Origin of the sequence: Bradyrhizobium ottawaense, assembly GCF_900099825.1 — a bacterium.
GTDB classification, from domain to species: Bacteria; Pseudomonadota; Alphaproteobacteria; order Rhizobiales; family Xanthobacteraceae; genus Bradyrhizobium; species Bradyrhizobium ottawaense_A.
This window is the reverse complement of record NZ_LT629693.1, coordinates 4,794,561-4,810,578: the sequence shown is the minus strand read 5'-3', so window position 1 is coordinate 4,810,578 and position 16,018 is coordinate 4,794,561. Positions and strand designations below refer to the sequence as shown.

22 protein-coding genes are annotated in these 16,018 nt (G+C 63.8%); 4 read left to right on the top strand and 18 right to left on the bottom strand.

The features are described 5' to 3' along the window. Positions 1-4: 4 nt before the first annotated feature. Complete coding sequence (gene cobS / locus BLR13_RS22420) at positions 5-730, bottom strand: adenosylcobinamide-GDP ribazoletransferase (RefSeq protein WP_244524915.1); 726 nt, start codon at positions 728-730, stop codon at positions 5-7. A 135-nt stretch (positions 731-865) separates the two neighbouring features. Between cobS and cobT the strand changes: the two genes are divergently transcribed. Then, positions 866-1,882 carry a nicotinate-nucleotide--dimethylbenzimidazole phosphoribosyltransferase gene (cobT, locus tag BLR13_RS22415; RefSeq protein WP_074819482.1) on the top strand — a complete coding sequence of 339 codons (1,017 nt, stop codon included), beginning with the start codon at positions 866-868 and terminating at the stop codon, positions 1,880-1,882. 79 nt (positions 1,883-1,961) lie between these two features. Further along, complete coding sequence (locus BLR13_RS22410; RefSeq protein ID WP_079587853.1) at positions 1,962-2,384, top strand: hypothetical protein; 423 nt, start codon at positions 1,962-1,964, stop codon at positions 2,382-2,384. Between the two features lie 140 nt (positions 2,385-2,524). Here the strand turns inward: BLR13_RS22410 and BLR13_RS22405 are convergent, their stop codons facing one another. From BLR13_RS22405 to BLR13_RS22380, 6 genes are all read right to left on the bottom strand, one after another. Beyond that, a complete protein-coding gene (locus tag BLR13_RS22405) occupies positions 2,525-2,935 on the bottom strand; it encodes a VOC family protein (RefSeq protein ID WP_074819484.1) in 411 nt (136 codons plus the stop codon). A gap of 31 nt (positions 2,936-2,966) precedes the next feature. Continuing rightward, positions 2,967-3,503 (bottom strand): SRPBCC family protein, encoded by a 537-nt coding sequence (locus BLR13_RS22400; RefSeq protein WP_074819485.1) that lies wholly within the window; start codon positions 3,501-3,503, stop codon positions 2,967-2,969. Between the two features lie 36 nt (positions 3,504-3,539). Further along, positions 3,540-3,953, bottom strand: a complete 414-nt coding sequence (locus tag BLR13_RS22395) for a DoxX family protein (RefSeq protein WP_074819487.1) — start codon at positions 3,951-3,953, stop codon at positions 3,540-3,542. A gap of 232 nt (positions 3,954-4,185) precedes the next feature. Further along, the gene (locus tag BLR13_RS22390; protein ID WP_074819489.1) at positions 4,186-5,457 is read right to left on the bottom strand and encodes an RNA polymerase sigma factor; all 1,272 of its coding nucleotides are present in this window, start codon (positions 5,455-5,457) and stop codon (positions 4,186-4,188) included. Further along, the gene (locus BLR13_RS22385) at positions 5,454-5,822 is read right to left on the bottom strand and encodes a YciI family protein (RefSeq protein WP_074819491.1); all 369 of its coding nucleotides are present in this window, start codon (positions 5,820-5,822) and stop codon (positions 5,454-5,456) included. The genes BLR13_RS22390 and BLR13_RS22385 overlap by 4 nt, the downstream gene beginning before the upstream one ends. A gap of 279 nt (positions 5,823-6,101) precedes the next feature. Continuing rightward, on the bottom strand, positions 6,102-6,386 hold the full coding sequence (locus BLR13_RS22380; RefSeq protein WP_074819493.1) for a hypothetical protein: 285 nt from the start codon (positions 6,384-6,386) through the stop codon (positions 6,102-6,104). Between the two features lie 114 nt (positions 6,387-6,500). Here BLR13_RS22380 and BLR13_RS22375 point away from each other — a divergent pair, with 114 nt between their 5' ends. Next, complete coding sequence (locus tag BLR13_RS22375) at positions 6,501-7,466, top strand: 2-hydroxyacid dehydrogenase (RefSeq protein ID WP_074819494.1); 966 nt, start codon at positions 6,501-6,503, stop codon at positions 7,464-7,466. Between the two features lie 241 nt (positions 7,467-7,707). Here BLR13_RS22375 and BLR13_RS22370 read toward each other — a convergent pair whose 3' ends face one another. The 5 genes from BLR13_RS22370 to BLR13_RS22350 form a co-directional block, all read right to left on the bottom strand. Continuing rightward, the gene (locus tag BLR13_RS22370; protein WP_143039699.1) at positions 7,708-8,700 is read right to left on the bottom strand and encodes a Bug family tripartite tricarboxylate transporter substrate binding protein; all 993 of its coding nucleotides are present in this window, start codon (positions 8,698-8,700) and stop codon (positions 7,708-7,710) included. 227 nt (positions 8,701-8,927) lie between these two features. Continuing rightward, entirely contained in the window at positions 8,928-9,269 is a 342-nt protein-coding gene (locus tag BLR13_RS22365) for a hypothetical protein (RefSeq protein ID WP_074819496.1), read from the bottom strand. Between the two features lie 77 nt (positions 9,270-9,346). Continuing rightward, on the bottom strand, positions 9,347-9,967 hold the full coding sequence (locus tag BLR13_RS22360; protein ID WP_074819498.1) for a hypothetical protein: 621 nt from the start codon (positions 9,965-9,967) through the stop codon (positions 9,347-9,349). Between the two features lie 104 nt (positions 9,968-10,071). Beyond that, entirely contained in the window at positions 10,072-10,722 is a 651-nt protein-coding gene (locus tag BLR13_RS22355; RefSeq protein ID WP_074819499.1) for a dihydrofolate reductase family protein, read from the bottom strand. A 103-nt stretch (positions 10,723-10,825) separates the two neighbouring features. Then, positions 10,826-11,482, bottom strand: a complete 657-nt coding sequence (locus tag BLR13_RS22350; RefSeq protein WP_074819501.1) for a TetR/AcrR family transcriptional regulator — start codon at positions 11,480-11,482, stop codon at positions 10,826-10,828. Positions 11,483-11,613: 131 nt separating this feature from the next. On the opposite strand from BLR13_RS22350, the gene BLR13_RS22345 reads away from it, so the two are divergent. Beyond that, on the top strand, positions 11,614-12,258 hold the full coding sequence (locus BLR13_RS22345) for a glutathione binding-like protein (RefSeq protein ID WP_074819503.1): 645 nt from the start codon (positions 11,614-11,616) through the stop codon (positions 12,256-12,258). Between the two features lie 154 nt (positions 12,259-12,412). On the opposite strand, the gene BLR13_RS22340 is transcribed toward BLR13_RS22345, so the two are convergent. The 6 genes from BLR13_RS22340 to BLR13_RS22315 form a co-directional block, all read right to left on the bottom strand. Further along, entirely contained in the window at positions 12,413-12,880 is a 468-nt protein-coding gene (locus BLR13_RS22340) for a DUF1348 family protein (RefSeq protein WP_074819505.1), read from the bottom strand. Positions 12,881-12,962: 82 nt separating this feature from the next. Beyond that, entirely contained in the window at positions 12,963-13,406 is a 444-nt protein-coding gene (gene ybgC, locus BLR13_RS22335; RefSeq protein WP_074819507.1) for a tol-pal system-associated acyl-CoA thioesterase, read from the bottom strand. A 4-nt stretch (positions 13,407-13,410) separates the two neighbouring features. After that, positions 13,411-13,782 (bottom strand): type II toxin-antitoxin system VapC family toxin, encoded by a 372-nt coding sequence (locus tag BLR13_RS22330; protein ID WP_074819509.1) that lies wholly within the window; start codon positions 13,780-13,782, stop codon positions 13,411-13,413. Next, entirely contained in the window at positions 13,782-13,973 is a 192-nt protein-coding gene (locus BLR13_RS22325) for a type II toxin-antitoxin system VapB family antitoxin (protein ID WP_074819511.1), read from the bottom strand. The genes BLR13_RS22330 and BLR13_RS22325 overlap by 1 nt, the downstream gene beginning before the upstream one ends. A gap of 65 nt (positions 13,974-14,038) precedes the next feature. Continuing rightward, on the bottom strand, positions 14,039-14,947 hold the full coding sequence (locus BLR13_RS22320) for a metallophosphoesterase (RefSeq protein ID WP_074819513.1): 909 nt from the start codon (positions 14,945-14,947) through the stop codon (positions 14,039-14,041). 107 nt (positions 14,948-15,054) lie between these two features. Continuing rightward, the gene (locus tag BLR13_RS22315) at positions 15,055-15,924 is read right to left on the bottom strand and encodes a DUF6869 domain-containing protein (RefSeq protein WP_074831222.1); all 870 of its coding nucleotides are present in this window, start codon (positions 15,922-15,924) and stop codon (positions 15,055-15,057) included. Positions 15,925-16,018: the final 94 nt, after the last annotated feature.

The window sequence follows — 16,018 nt, the reverse complement described above, 5'->3', positions numbered from 1 at the left end:
GGGCCTATGCCAGTCTTGCGGCGAGCAGCACCAGGATCGCGGTTTCGGCGACCTGCTCGGCTGCCCCCAGCACGTCGCCGGTCTGGCCGCCGATCTGCCGCAGCGCCAGCCGCGCGATGACGAAGCCGCTGATGCCAGCCGCAACCGCGGCCCACAGCGCCTCGGCCCATGACAGCGACAGCAGCGCGATCAACAGCGCGAGCGCACCTGCAATCGCCGCCGTCGTCGTATCCGGCTGGCCTGAGGTGCGGGCCAAACCATCCTGGCGCGCATAGGGAAGGTTTGCCGCAATGGCCGGCAACATACCGCGCGCCAGCGCATGCGCCACGATCAGGCTATGGACGACATAGCCGTCCGGGATCGCCGCCAGCGCGGAAAGTTTGGTCGCAAAGCTGACCAGCAGGGCCATGGCGCCATAGGTGCCGATCCGGCTGTCGCGCATGATCGCAAGCCTGGCTTCGACGTCGCGGCCGCCGCCAAAGCCGTCGGCGACGTCGGCGAGGCCATCCTCGTGCAGCGCGCCGGTCAAGACCGCGCCGGCGCCCAACACCAGCGCCGCGACCGCCAGATCGGGCACACCGACCTGCCGCAGCGCCAGGCAGAGCACGCCCATCGCGAGACCGATCAGGGCGCCGACGAGCGGAAACAGCCGGTAAGCGCGGGCAAAATTTGCCGGCCCCGCGCCGTCCGGATGCGGCACCGGCAGCCGGGTCAGAAAACCCGTGGCCATTTTGAAATCGGCGAGCCATTCATTCATGGTGGTGCCCAAGGAATCGTTTTAGCGTGCGATCGGCTCGACATGTCCGGGCATGGTGTTGCCCGGGAAACCGGTTTGCTTTTTCAGGTGACGTTGTAGGGAAATCGCATGCGGTTTAACAGTCTAGATGACATCCGCGCGTTCTGTCGCGACCTGCCCGGGGGCGATGCGCAGGCGGCCGATGCCGCAGCGCTCCGGCAGCAGAACCTGACCAAGCCGCCGGGAAGCCTCGGTCGCCTCGAAGAGCTGGCGATCTGGCTGGCACGCTGGCAGGAAAACGCCACGCCGCGGCTCGACCGGATCACCATTGCCGTGTTCGCCGGCAATCACGGCATCGCCTCCCGCGGCGTCTCGGCCTATCCGCCGGAAGTCACTGCGCAGATGGTGGCGAATTTTGCCGCCGGCGGGGCCGCGATCAACCAGATCGCCACGCTCGCCGGCGCCGAATTGCGCGTGGTGCCACTCGAACTCGACCGGCCGACGCGGGATTTCACGGTGGCGGCGGCGATGGACACGGAAGATTTCCTCAGCGCGATTGATACCGGCTGTCACGCGGTGGCCAACGATTGCGATCTCCTGGTCGTCGGCGAAATGGGAATTGCCAACACCACGACCGCCGCGACGCTGTGCGCGGCGCTGCTCGGCGGCGGCGCCAGCCACTGGGCCGGGCGCGGCACCGGCGTCGACGATGACGGGCTATCGCGCAAGCGCACCGCGATCGAGGCGGCGCTGAAGGTGCACGAGCGCCTTCTCGGCGATCCCCTGGCGGTGGCCGCAGCCCTCGGCGGCCGCGAACTCGCGGCGATATCGGGCGCCGTTCTCGCCGCACGGCAACGTGGCGTCCCGGTGCTGCTCGACGGTTTCGTCGCAACAGCCGCGGTGCTGCCGCTGGCGCGGCTTGCCGGCGGCATGCTGGATCACTGCCGTGCCGGGCACGTCTCGGCCGAGTCGGGCCATCGCGATCTCCTGCGCGAACTCCATCTCGACCCACTGCTCGATCTCAACATGCGGCTCGGCGAAGCCTCAGGCGCGGCGGTTGCGATCCTGCTGCTGCGCGCGGCGCTTGCCTGCCACCTCGGAATGGCAACCTTCGCCGAGGCCGGCGTTTCCGGCGCAGGCGATTGACGAAACCTTGTCGCGGGCGCGGGCGTCATTAGATCAACGGACGATCGATGCGAGGGAACCGCGCATGTGCATGGCGGTGATGAAGGCAGTTCTGGTCACGGCGGCGCTGTTCGCCGCGATGGCACCTGTGCAGGCCGAGGTGCGCATTCTCGCCAGCCCCGGCGGACAGGTCGGGCCGTTCCTCGAACTGTTCGACCGCGTTCGCGAGTCCGGCGAACGCGTCGTGATCGACGGTCCCTGTCTCTCGGCCTGCACGCTGGTGCTCAGCACGGTGCCGAGCGACCGCATCTGCGTGACGCGCCGTGCCGTGCTCGGATTTCACGCTGCGCGCTCGATCGACCGCAGCGGGCGGCTCTATGCGGAACCGGAAGCCTCGCAGGCGGTGCTGGAGGCCTACCCGGCGCCGGTGCGAGGCTGGATCAGCCGCCGCGGCGGATTGACGTCGCGGCTGCTGCTGTTGCGCGGCAGGGAACTCGCCGCGATCTATCCGACATGCAGGTAGAATTTCGTAGGGTGGGTTAGCCAACGGGTCGCGCGTACGCGCGCCCGATGATAAACTCCGCGTAACCCACCGACGAACCATCCACGCATCGAGATGCTGGTGGGTTACGCCTTCGGCTAACCCACCCTACAGACCTCGCTTCAGTCTTCCAGCGGGCAGTTGACCATCCAGGGTATGCCGAACTGGTCGTTGCACATGCCAAAGCCCTTCGAGAAGAAGGTCTTGCTGAAGGGCATGTTGACGCTGCCGCCTTCCGACAGCGCCTTGAACCTGCGCTCGGCCTCGGCGGGATCGTTGACGGTGAGGGATACCGCAAAGCCCTGCGGCTTGTTGAAATGATCGGGCGGCGCGTCCGAGGCCATCAGCACCTCGCCATCGATCGACATCCGGGCGTGCATGATTTTCTGCATGCGATCCGGCGCCGTTCCCATCTCAGGCGGGCCTTCCGCGTTGCGCAACATCAGTTCGATCTTGCCGCCCAGCACCTTCTCATAGAACTTGAACGCCGCTTCGCAATTGCTGTCGTAGAACAGGTAGGGATTGATTTGCATCGTTAGCTCCTTGGTGGCTGGCGTGGATCTACTATTTTTCGGTGACGTTTTTCAGATTGACGAGACCGGCTTCGAAATCCTTGCCGATCATCCGGTCCAGATTCATGAACACCTGCATCAGCTTGTTCATGAACGACGCCGGACCGTGCATCAGCCAGATCACATGGGTGCCATCGCCCTGCGGCAGCATTGTGAACTCGGCGGTGTTGTGGCCCTCGATCGGTTTGAAGAAATCGAGCTGGATGACGATCTTCGACGGCGCGGCACTTTCCAGAATTTCCATGCGGCCGGAACCGACATTGTTGTTGCCGTCCCACGCATAGACCGCGCCCTTGCCGCTCTCCAGGCCGCTATAGGTGCGCTTCAGCGCGGGATCCTTGTGCTCATAGGGCGACCAGTCGACCCATCGATGAAAATCGTTGATCAGCGGAAAGATCTTTTCCGCCGGCGCGTGCACCCTGATTTCGCGGCGGACGCTGAAACGGCCCGGCTTGGTCGCGGCGAGAACGAGCACCACGGCGATGGCGACCGCCAGGATGACGGCGATGACGGCAATGACTTCGAGCATGTCCAACTCCGGTTACGTGAATGGTTTCAAAATGAGTCAGCGTTGAAAGGGGATCAGCGTGCGCAGGTTGCGATCGCGCAGCCACAGCCCACCCCATAGCATGAGACCGAGATACAGTCCGAACAGCGTGTGGGTAAACAGCGGGCTTCCGATCCTGACATGCGATGCCATCGCGCCGCCGAGATAGCCGGTCAGCAGGATCGCACCGAGGATCGAGGTCGGCGGAATCGAATAGAGCACGGTGCAGACGATGGTGATGACCCCAAGGCTGCGCGCCAGCGTTTCGCTGGAGCCATAGCCCATCTTGTCCATGGTGTCGGTGACGACCGGCCACGGCACCAGTTTGATGGCGCCGTCGAGCATCAGGAACACGATGACCAGACCGCTGAGGATACGGCCGACCCAGCGCGCTGGCTTCGAGACCGGCATGGTTGCTGTGATCGTGGTCATGGCTTGCTCCCCTTGTCCAAAATGGCTGCTCGTCTACTAGACGAACGACGGGGGAGGATTCCGACAGGGGGATGATTATTTTTCTACTTCGTCATGGCCGGGCATAGCCGTCCGAAGGACGGCGTCGCTTCCGCTCGCCTATGCCCGGCCATCCACGTCTTTGGATCGGCAGCGAAGAAAGACGTGGGTGCCCGGGTCAAGCCCGGGCATGACGATCTGATAGACCGTGATCCTACTTCCCCGCCTTCACGCCGCGCGGTGAACTGTCGCGCTGCAGGCGGTCGAGGTGCATGCGGATATGGGCGGCTTCCGCCGAGGTGTTGGCGAGCGCGATGGCGCGGTCGAAGGCGATGGCCGCCTCGTCGTTGCGCCCGAGCTGCATCAGGAAGGCGCCGCGCACGCCGAAGAAATGAAAATAGTTCGACAGCCGCGACGCCAGCGGCTCGATCATCTCGAGCGCGGCTCCCGCGCCCCGCACCTTGGAAACCGCGACCGCGCGGTTCAAGGTGACCACCGGCGACGGCTGCATGATTTCGAGCGCGCCGTAGAGCAGGTCGATCTGGGTCCAGTCGGTCTCTTCAGGCTTGGCGGCGCGTGCATGCAGTGCCGATATCGCGGCCTGGATCTGATAGGGCCCGCTGCGGCGATGACGCATCGCCTTGTCGATCAGCGCCACCCCCTCGGCGATCATCTTCTGGTTCCACAGCGCGCGGTCCTGATCGTCGAGCAGGATTACCGCGCCATCGCTATCGAACCTTGCGTCGGCACGGGCGTGCTGCAGCAACAACAGCGCTGTCAGCCCCATGATCTCGGGCTCGCTCTGGAACAGCCGCAGCAGCAGCCGCGCCAAACGTATCGCTTCCTCGCACAGCGGCTTGCGGATTTCGGCGGTGTCGCCGCTGGCCGAATAGCCCTCGTTGAAGATCAGATAAATCATCGCGGCGACCGCCGCCAGCCGTTCGCTCCGCGCCACCGCATCTGGTGTTTCGAACGGCACATTGGCATCGGCGACCCGCGCTTTGGCCCGCGTGATGCGTTGCTCCATCGCGGCTTCCGAGACCAGGAAGGCGCGCGCGATCTGCTTCACCGTCAGGCCCGAGACGATGCGTAGCGCCAGCGCGATCTGCTGCGTCGCCGGCAGTTCGGGATGGCAGCAGATGAACAGCAGCCGCAGGATATCGTCGCGGTAGTGCGAGCCGTCGAGCCGTTCGGCCAGCTCTTCCTCGGCGTCGTCGAGATCGGAGATCGCCTCGTCCTCGGGCAGCGGCGTCTGCTTTTTGGCGCGCCTGATATCGTCGATCGCAACGTTACGCCCGACCATGATCAGCCACGCCGCCGGATCGCGCGGCGGGCCGTTCTGCGGCCAGCTTTTCAGCGCGCGCAGGCAGGCGTTCTGGAACGCTTCCTCCGCGGTATCGAGATTGCGGAAATAGCGCAGCAGCGCGCCGACCGCCTGGGGACGTGCCGACGTCAGCGCGCCGTCGATCCAGGCGGTGTCGGTCACGTCCGGACACTCCCCGGCGTGAACATGCCGACCGGGCGGATCTCGTAGGCGCCGCCCGGATTGGCCTTGCCGAGATCGCGGGCGACGTCGAGCGCCTCGTCGAGGTTCTTGCAGTCGATGACGTAAAAGCCGAGCAACTGTTCCTTGGTCTCGGCAAACGGACCGTCGAGGACCACAGGCGGATCTTCCTTGCGCAAGGTCGTCGCCGCCGTGGTCGGCAACAGCCGCGCCACCGGGCCGAGCCGGCCCTGTTGGGTCAACTTATCCTGCACGACGGTGAGCTTCTGCATGACGGCGGCGTCCTGTTCCTTGGTCCAGGACCCCACATGGTCTTCGTCGTGATAGCAAAGGATGGCGTACAGCATGACGGTCAGGCATCTCCGTTGTCTTGATGACGAACGAGTATGCCCGCAGCCGACAGGGGTATGGAAGAAATTTCAGGGACCGACCGCCACAACTGGAGCCGGATTGAAGTGGCGGTAAGTGTGCATAACCGCCTTGGAACAAAGACTGCACACACAGAGAATGAAAATCACGTTCTTGAACGTTTTCATGTGACGGCCTCGACCTGGCGTGGGCCAAATGTCGTGATGGTTCCGGCACGTCGGCGCCAGCCCTGACATCACCGCGACATTGGAGAACTATTACCAGTAGACGCCATACCGCGCGGCAATCCGGCGGGCCTTCGCCTCGTCGCCCTCATAGGTGTGGCGAGCGTGGGTCTTCTGGGGCTTCGAAGCCTGCTTCTTCGTCGCTTCCGGCTTGGCGGTATCGGTGGTGACTTCCGGCTTGGCTTCCGCGGGGGCCGTGGTCGTGGCTGCCGGAGCGTCGTTGGCCGCGAGGATCAGGCTGCGGTCGCCGGCCCGCGCCGAAACCGAGGCGGAAACCGAGGCGAGCGCGAAAGCGGAAATCAGGATCAGTTTGCGCATGTGAAGTCTCCCGTTGTTTGATGAAATGAGACTATGGAATTGGTCCAATGCGTTATGTGATACAGGTCACGCTGACGACGGGACAGCGAAGAAGGCGAAGAACAGGGAATGGCAATGAACAAGGGTGCGCTCGCTCTGCTGGTGCATGGCGGGACCGAAAACTGGTCGCCGCAGCGGTGGAAGAACCGGTTCGACGAGGTCTGCGGGGGGCGGCGCGTGCTGCAGTTGCCGGACGCGGCGTTCGATCCGGCCGAGGTGCACTATGCCGCGGTCTGGAAACCGCATCCGGGGGAACTCGCCGCGTTCCCCAATCTGCGCGTCATCTTCAATCTCGGTGCCGGCGTCGATGCCCTGATGGCGGACAAGTCGCTACCCGACGTGCCGCTGGTGCGCGTCGCGGTCGACGATCTCACCGAACGCATGACGGAGTACGTCGTGCTGCACGTGCTGATGCATCACCGGCAGGAACCTTACTTGCGGGAGTCGCAGCGCGCCAAACGCTGGGCGCCGAAATCGCAATGGGCCGCCGGCGCGATCTCGGTCGGCGTCATGGGGCTCGGCACACTGGGTGCCCATGCCGCGAAAATGCTCCGGCACATCGGCTTTCGCGTCGCGGGCTGGAGCCGGAGCCCGCGACAGATCGACGGCATCGATTGCTTCGCCGGCGCGCAACAACTGCAGCCGTTCCTCCGCCGTACCGACATCCTGGTCTGCCTGCTGCCGCTGACGCCTGACACCCGGCACGTGCTCAACCGCGATCTCTTCGCCCAACTGAATCGCACGAGCCCGATGGGCGCGCCAGTGCTGATCAATGCCGGCCGCGGCAGCCTGCAGAACGAGGCAGATATTTTGCAGTGTCTCGACGACGGCACCCTCGGCGGCGCGTCGCTCGACGTCTACGCCACCGAACCGTTGCCATCAGACAGCCGGTTCTGGACCCACCCAAAAGTGGTGCTGACGCCGCACAATGCGGCCGATACCGATCCCGACGAAATCTCGAAATACGTCGCACAGCAGATCGAACGGTTTGAAGCCGGCGGCGCGCTGGAGAACGTGGTGGATCGCAAGCGAGGGTATTAGCGGTCGCCTCAAAGTCTGATCGAAAAGCCGACAAGCGCTTTTCAGACCCCTTTCCGACCCGATCAAAGCCAGACATTTTCCGTCATGGCCGGGCTTGTCCCGGCCATCCACGTTTTTCGTCGGCCGACACAGCTAAGACGTGGATGCCCGGGACAAGCCCGGGCATGACAGGTGAGGTGCTTAGCCCGATTTTACTGCCCTACTTTTGAATCAGACTCCGCTCCGCAACTTAAGGCCGCCCTTACTTCGCTTCGCTCGCCATGATTCCCGAGCTTTCAACGAGCTTTGCCACCCGTGGCAGGTCAGCGGCGAACAAACGCGCGTGGGCCTCAGGCGTCAACTCGTTGTCAGGGAATGGCAGTGTTCCGAGCTGCTTCAGCTTCTCCACTAGTTCCGGGTCGGACAGCGCCTTGCGGAGCGCCGAATTCAGCGCGACGACGGTCTCCCTCGGCGTGCCCTTTGCGACATAGAGCCCATGCCACATCGAATAACTGACTTCGGGCATGCCGAGTTCGGCCGTGGTCGGCACGTCCTTCAACTGTTCAAGCCGCTCTGGCGACGTGATGGCGATGCCGTGAAGCGTTCCGGCCTGAATCTGCGGCAGCGCATTGGTGACTTGATCCCATAGCAGATCGATCTGCCCCGCCAGCAGATCTCCGATCGCCGGACCCGATCCGCGATAGGCCACGATGGTCGGCGTGAAGCCAAGAACATTGCCCATCATGACGGCGCACAGGTGACTGTTGGTTCCGATCCCCCCGTGTGCAAAGTTCGCCTTGTCGCGCTGCGTCTTGATCCAGGCCACGAAATCCTGCGGTGTGGCACCGGGTATCGACTTGCGGCCGATCAGAACCATCGGCGCGTTGTTGACGAGGCCGACCGGCTCGAACGCCGTCTTCGTATCGTAGCGCAGATTGTTGAACAGGCTGGGCGCCGCCAGCAGCGCGACGTGGTTGATCAGGACGGTGGTCCCGTCGGGCGCCGAGCGGGCAACACGATCGTTGGCGAGTGTGCTGCCGCCACCGACTTGATTCTCGACGATGACGGCCTGGCCGAGCGTGCGCGACATCCGCTCGCCGATCAGACGCGCAACAGTATCCGTGCCGCCACCGGCGGCATAGGGAACCACCAGCGTCACCGTCTTGGCGGGCGATTGCGCGTGGGCCTGCGTCAAAGGCGCGACCAGCAAAAGGCCCAAACCTGTAAACGCGCTTCTCAGAAGCCGATGGATCACGATAGTGCCCTCCCCAAATTTTGTTTTTTTTGCGCACCGCAGCAACCGACCGGGGATCGCCCGATCAACCTGCTGCGCCAAGTATCCATAGCAGCAAAGCTGGCGGAACGGATTGCGTCAAATCGTACTGCGAGAAGCCGATAGCGCTGGAGCCGGGCAAAAGAAAAGCCGCCTAGCGGCGGCTCCTCATGCTGGATTTCGTTACCTGCGTCACAACCCGCGACGTTTCACGTGGCTGCCATCTCGATCGCCTTGCCGTTGACACGCGTCTCGTCCTTCAGATTATCGACGGTCACGTGGGTGTCGTACCAGGTGAGGCGCGGCCGAACGCCGAAGCGCTGGGTCAATTCCGCGATGCGCTCCTCGGTAAACCAGGCTTCCGCCGACTCGCGGCTGTCCCAGAGATACACGCCGCCAGTGCCGCTTTCGCCGTTCAGGTAGTCCTTGCGGATCAACCCTTTGTTGGCGAGGCCGCGATAGATCGGCGCGGTGGAAGCGCCGCCTTTCACTGCCTGTTCTTCCGTGCGCTTGGGCAAATCAAACTGAACGACAACGATGCAGTTGGCCATGAGCGGTTCCTCGGACTTATTGTTTATTGCCTGATGATAACACGCCGGGAATTCGGATACACCGGATTCCGCACTCCTCAGCGGCGGACGCCAAACGGCGAAGCGCCGGGCAGCACCACCGCGCTGTTGTCGCTGCCCGCTTGCGTGAAGCTCGCGCCGAGCGACAGGCTGAGGTTCGACGTCGGCTTGAATTCGACTCCCGCCCGCGCGGTATAACCGGGTGTTGCGTTTGACGAAGTGTCGAACGGCGAGAATGGATTGGCGCCGAGGCCGGGATTGTATTTTGCCGTGTCGAACCCGGCGAAGACCGAGACAGGCGAGTTCTTGAAATTGTAGCCGACCTGCACGCCGTCGTAAGTGAACGAGGAGCCGAACGCCGCGGTCTGGTTCAGGCCGGTCAGGCCCAGCCCACTGGAGCCCAAACCGCCGCGTTCGTTATTGAGGAAATTGCTGCTGGAAAAACTGTAGCGCTGCATAAACGCGCCGGGGCCGGCGGCGTTGTTGGCGAAGCCCGCAGGATCGCCATTTATATTCGCGTTCGAGCCCTGATCGGCGCCGAGGTTGCCGCCAAAGCCCGATGACCAGCCCGAGGCCCAATAGTAGGGCACCGACGTGCCTTGGGCATGCGCGATTGGTCCGCCCAGGCCGAGCGCTGCCAATCCAACTGCAAGAGCCAATCTGCTTGAGAAAACCGACATCCGCGCACCCGCCAAGTGTTCGGAAATTATACCGCCTGGGGATCGGGAACGCCAGCGCGGCGCCAGCCGTCCCGGCGAGACCGGGACGACACAATTTTGCCGCGCTACGACGACTGCCGCACGGCGCGGACATGCGTGGCATTCGCGCCCGCGGTGCTCTCGACGCAGGCATAGCCGAGATCGGGCAGATTGAGCCCGGAAAACAGGTTCTCTCCCGCGCCGACAAACACCGGGGCGACGGCCAGGCGAACTTCATCGATCAGGCGCGCCTGCAGATATTGCCGGATCACCGAAGCACCGCCGCCGATCCGGATGTCCCTTGCCCCCGCGACTTGCTTTGCCCGCGCCAGCGCTGACTCGATTCCATCGGTCACGAAGTGGAACACCGTGCCGCCCTCCATCTCGATCGGCGGGCGCGCATGGTGCGTCAGCACGAACACCGGAACGTGATATGGCGGATTGGGTCCCCACCAGCCCTTCCAGGATTCATCGGGCCACGGGCCGCGGATCGGGCCGAACATGTTGCGGCCCATGATCCAGGCGCCGATATTTTCCATCGAGCTGCGGGCGACGTCGTCGTCGATGCCGGTAGTCCCACCCGGCTGGCCGATCATGTCGTGAAACATTTTCGTTTGACGAAGCCAGGCGGGCACTGCATCGGCGCCGACACCGAACGGATGTTGCAGGTCCTGACCCGGACCCGCCGCAAATCCATCCAGCGATACCGAGAAGGCGGAAACCCTTACTTTTCCCATTATGTCTCTCTTTCCTCGTGAACCACGTCCCGGGGACGAACGGGGAGACCGCGCGCCGACAAATCGATCTGAGTATTTTTTGCGGCCGCACGTCGAGGCGGAGCTAGTTCTTCCCCACCATCACGTCGATCGCCCCCGTCACGATCGCTTCCAGCTCCCCACGCGGCACGCGGGCGCGGGCGCGAATGGCGATGGTGTGGATGGTGGCCGAGGCCAGTTGCGCCAGCACCGCGGGATCGGCGCCCGCGGTCAACTCGCCCTTCTCTTTCGCAAGCCGGAAACAGGTGGCGAAGGCCTTGTCGAGTTCGGCGAAGCCTTCCAGCACCATGGCGCGGATATCGGGATCGGCCACCGCTTCCGACGCCGCCGTCATCACCGTGAAGCAGCCGCGCGGGCCGGCTTCGCCGGACAGGTAGATATCGAGCGCCACCGCATAGATGCGCTCAAGCCGCCGGCGGATCGGCAATTCGCCGCGGAAGATGTCCTGCATCGCCGCGCGGGCATCCTCGCGATAGCGCCGGTAGCTCTTGATATAGAGCTCGCGCTTGTCGCCAAAGGCCCCATAGAGGCTCGGCCGGTTCATGCCGGTCGCGGCCGAGAGATCGTCGAGCGACGTCGCGGCAAAGCCATCCTTGCGAAACAGATCGAGCGCCTTGCCGAGCGCGATTTCAGGCTGGTAGGCGCGCGGACGACCGCGGCGCTTGGGTGCTGTGGGGTCGTCGATCCGCGTCACGGGCGGCTTTTTACTTTTTTGTACCATTTCGCAAAAAATTCCTTGACCTGACTTATATTATGCGGAACAGTATAAAAATCAATCCCCGCCGTTTTTGTTCCGGCGCGGTTGATCAACTACCCCAAGGAACGATCAAGGAACCTGCCAAGGAGGCATTCATGGATCTCTATTTCTCGCCGCTCGCCTGCTCGCTGGCGACCCGCATTGCGCTGTATGAAGCCGGCGCTTCCGCCAACTATCTCGAGGTCGATCCCAAGACCAAGGTCGTGCAGAACGACGGCTCGGATTTCCGCAAAGTGAACCCGCTCGGGCTGGTGCCAACGGTGCGCACCGACGACGGGCTGGTGCTGACCGAGAACGCGGCGATCCTGCAATATGTCGCCGACAGCTTTCCGCAGGCCGGTATCGCCACCGGCCCCGGCATGGAGCGCAGCAAGCTGCATCAATGGCTGTGCTTCATCGGTACCGAACTGCACAAGGGCCTGTTCGTTCCGATCCTCGACAAGACCGCGCCGCCGGAGATGAAGGCCCATGTGCTGAGCAAGGGCCTTTCACGGCTCGACTATCTCGAGAACTACCTGAAGGGCCGCGAATTCCTGCTCGACCATTTCAGCGTTGCGGACGCCTATCTCGTCACCGTCATCAACTGGACGATGGCAACGCCGCCGATCGAACTGGCGAAGTGGCCGGCCGTGAAAGCCTATCACGAAAGGCTGCGCACCCGCCCCAGCATCGCCAAGGCGGTCGCCGAGGAGTTCGAGCTCTACAAGGCCGAACTCGCGCGGCACAAGGCGGCGGCGTAAGGGGCGCTCGTGTCCCGGACGCGGTGCAGCGCCCCTTGGCGTTGCACCGCAGAGCCGGGACCCACTCTTTGCCAAATAGATGGACCCCGGATCAGCAGCGCACCGCTTCGCGCTGCGCAGCATCCGGGGAACGGCGACCTGAAATCGCAGCTTCTTAAAACGGACTCTCGCCCAATCCCGGCACATCGGCCGGACGCGGCCCCGGCGCGGCCCAGTGAAAGCGGCGGTCCTGCTCGGTGATCGCGATGTCGTTGATCGAGGCTTCGCGGCGGCGCATCAGGCCATGCTCGTCGAACTCCCACTGCTCGTTGCCGTAGGAGCGATACCACTGCCCGGCGCCGTCATGCCATTCATACTGGAACCGCACCGCGATGCGGTTGCCGTCGAAAGCCCAGAGATCCTTGATCAGGCGGTAGTCGTGCTCCTTCTCCCACTTGCGGGTGAGGAAAGTGACGATCGCGTCGCGGCCCTGAAACACTTCCGAGCGGTTACGCCAGCGGCTGTCCTCGGTATAGGCCAGCGACACCCGCACCGGGTCGTGTGAATTCCAGGCGTCTTCGGCCATGCGCGCCTTTTGCGCGGCGGTCTCTCTCGTAAAGGGCGGCAGCGGTGGGCGCGACATGGTGACCTCGGAGGTGGATTGAGGCCGCCAATCTATCGCCGTGCGCCGCGGAGTCGATGGCGGTTTACCTATCGCCCGATAGCTAGGTCAAATCGGCCTTCATCATCTGCCGCAGGGATTTCGGAATCGGCTTCGCGCGCCCCTCGCAGATAAAGGCGACGCGCACCTGCGCCGTCACCAGCACCTCGCTGCCGCGCCGCACCTCCTGCGCCAGCGTGATCGAGGCGCCCTTGACCGCGACCGGCCATGTCACCACGTCGAGCAGATCGTCCATCCGCGCCGGCCGCAGGAAATCGAGCTGCATCGAGCGTACCACGAAGGCGAAGCCCGGCGTCTCCGCCTGCGCCTCGGCAAACAGCGCGTGCTGGTCGGCGCCCATCAGCCGCAGGTGATTGGTGCGCCCGCGCTCCATGAAGCGCAGGTAATTGGCGTGATAGACGATGCCGGAAAAATCGGTGTCCTCGTAATAGACGCGGACCTGCATGTGATGGCGGCCGTCACGGATCTCGCCGTCGAGAGAAGGCATAGGGTTACTCACGAATTTCGGCGGCGAGAGACAGCGACTGTGCCGCAGCCAGCAGACGCTTGTCGCGCGTCCAGACCAACGTCTCGGGCGTCAGCGCGGCAGCAGCCAACAGGTGAGCATCGACATAGCCGATGCCCGCGCCCGGTAGTCTTCGCGCAACAATGAACGACAGCACCTCTTCGGGGCTCGCCACCGTCGCCTTCGGTAGCGTATTGAGGTCACCGATCATTTCTGCGATCCTAGGCACGCGGCCAAGCAGCAATTCGCCAATTACGAATGGATGCATGGCAACATCGCCACGTTCGAGCAACTGGGCCAACTGCAAATCGCTCCGGCGAAAATGATCGATCCAGATCGATGTATCAGCCAGTATCATTATTTGAAGCGGCGGCGCGGTGGCGCCTTGGCGCTCGGCTGCGTCCCTCCCATCCGCGCGAGCCGGCGTGCGGCCTCGCGCTCAACGAAGGCCTTCAACGCTTCGCGGATGACGGCAGACTTCTCCGTCACGCCGGCAAACTCCTGCGCCTTGGCAAACAATTCGTCGTCGATGGCAATGGTCGTTCTCATGGGGTGGCCCTCTGCACCAAATATAACATCATTTGATGCAGAATTCCATGCCTCCAGATCGAAGATTACGCCACCCCGGCCCGGCCCAGCGTCACCAGCACGATCTCCGGCGGGACGCCGAGGCGGAACGGCATGATGCTGCAGCCGAGACCGCCGGAAACGATGACGTCGCAGTTCATGCGCGCATGGCCATAGACCAGCTTGCGGTAGCGCGTCGGCACAATCGGCGACCAGCCGAGCATCCGCACCTGACCGCCATGGGTATGCCCGGACAGTTGCAGCGCGACCCGGGACGACACGCGATGGGCCACATCGGGCTCGTGCGCCAGAAGAACCAGCGGCGCGTCGTCGGTCACCTTCGCCAGCGTCGCGCCGAGATCGTCGACGCCGATGCGGCGCACCGGCCTGAACCGGCGCGCCGGCACATAGGCGAGTTGATCGCCGAGACCGGCGAGCCAGAACGGCTGGCCGTCCTTGGCGAGGCGCTTTGCATCGTTTTCGTAAACCGGAATGCCGGCCGCTTCGAGGGCACGGCGGGCGTTGGTCGGCCCCTGCCCTTGCTGCTGCACGGTCTTGTCTTCCCACCAGTCGTGATTGCCGAGAATCGCGTGCACACCGAGCGGCGCCTTCAACCCGGCCAACACCGGCGCCCATTCGCCGGCCGGAATCAGCCGCGTGACATGGCGGTGACCGGCAACGTAGTCGCCGAGCAGCACGATGATGTCGGCGTTCAGCGCGTTGGTGCGCTCGACAATGCCGTGGATGCGATCGATCGACATCCAGGGATCGCAGGCATGAAGGTCGGCGATCGCCGCGATCTTGAGCTGGAATCCCGTCGGCCATCGCGGCGGCGTAAGGTCGTACCGCGTGACGCCGAGCCGCACGACGGGTTCAGAAAACCCGTAAGCGGTGGTCGAGACGCCAAGCGCGCCCAACCCACCCATGAATTTCAGGAAATGACGGCGTGAGAACATGTGACACTCGTGATGCCGAGCAAGGATCGTGGCGGATTGAGCCGGAATTGCGGTGGGCTTGCCAAATCGTCAGCAGGGGCACGTGACCAAAGGTTAATGTGTTAACGTCACCGCTTGTTATCGCCGACCAGCGCATCGAGCCGCGCCTTCAGCTCATCCGAAGCGCGGTAGTACCAGACGCCGCCCAAGAGATCGTGGAAGCGCTTGTTGGCGAAGGCCTCGCGCTCGATGCGGTCGATGGTCTCCATGCTGATAACATCTTCCAGCGGACCGGCCGCCAGCAGCGACAGCAGTGCCGGATTGGTCTCGAGCCGGAGAATCTCGATAATGAGATCGATCGCCCGGTTTGGATCTTCCTCGCGCAGGTCGCGCTCGTAATCCATCATGGCGAAGAAGTTGTCGTCGCGGTCGCGATCGGACTTCGAATACTGCTCGACCCAGGCCCGCGCGAGTTCCGGCACCGACATCGCGCGGGCATCGAGCGGCTGCTTTGGCCGGCGGCGCGCCGCGTCGTCAGCCTGCCAGCTTTCGGCGTCGGCGATCGCACTGATGCGGTCCTGAAACGGCTCGTCCGGGCCGAAGTAGATACCACCGAGCAGCCATCGCAGCCTCTCATTGTCCGTTGCCTCGGCTTCGATACGATCGATCACCTCGGCGCCCTGCGCATAGAGCAGCGACAGCATGAACTTGTCGTTGAGCTGCATCACCGTCGGCTTGTCGGTCTCGGCGCGCAGCACTTCGAGCGCGAGATCGAGCGCACGATCCGGCTGCGCGTGGGGCAGATGATCGAAATAAAGCTTTGCCGCCCAGACGCCGCCGGTCTGGTCGCGGCGGCTCAACCGCTGCAGCACGCACCACATCGATGCCAGGTCGGCGATCGGCATCGCGTTGAGGAAAACATCGGTCTCGTCGGGCGTACCCAGCTCCGGCACCGCTGCGATGGTCGCGAGCACCTTGGCATCTTCGGTCGTCCCCATACGGCTGCACTCCACGGCAAGACGGCCGGCCGCGCGAGCGAGCGCCGGCGACTTCAGCATTTGCCGTTAGTGCATGGTTACGACGATCCGGTTC